Annotated in this window: 1 protein-coding gene; it reads left to right on the forward strand. The window is 44.0% G+C overall.

Translation table 11 applies throughout. The features are described from left to right. Positions 1-94: 94 nt before the first annotated feature. A partial coding sequence (locus AB4496_RS12625) for a DEAD/DEAH box helicase (RefSeq protein WP_372131075.1) occupies positions 95-571 on the forward strand: 477 nt, incomplete at its 3' end.

Genomic DNA, 571 nt, shown 5'->3' on the forward strand with positions numbered 1-571 from the left:
CGCCTAACCTATTTCTTCAAAACTGTGATTAAGGTGGAATAATTTTCAAAAACACTCATAATGCACTCTGTTTTTCACCAGTTGGATATTTCCATTGAGCACTTCAAAATTCTCTTCAATCGCCCTTAAGCCAGAGCTTCTAAATACGTTAGATTCTCTTGGTTATACTGAAATGACGCCTATTCAAGCGTTAAGTCTTCCTACTATTCTGGATGGCAAGGATGTTATCGGTCAGGGTAAAACGGGTTCAGGTAAAACAGCTGCTTTTGGTTTAGGCGTGCTGCAAAACCTACGCGTTAAGCGTTTCCGTGTTCAGTCTTTAGTGTTATGTCCGACTCGTGAGCTTGCAGACCAAGTAGCAAAAGAGATCCGTACTCTTGCTCGTGGTATTCACAATATTAAAGTGCTGACACTATGTGGCGGTATGCCAATGGGCCCACAAATTGGTTCATTAGAGCATGGCGCACACATTCTTGTGGGCACTCCTGGTCGTATCCTGGACCACCTAGAGAGAGACCGTATTGACCTGTCTGAGTTGAACACACTTGTGTTAGATGAAGCCGACCGCATG

The sequence above is a fragment of the Vibrio sp. 10N.222.46.A1 genome, from assembly GCF_041473595.1.
GTDB classification, from domain to species: Bacteria; Pseudomonadota; Gammaproteobacteria; order Enterobacterales; family Vibrionaceae; genus Vibrio; species Vibrio tasmaniensis_A.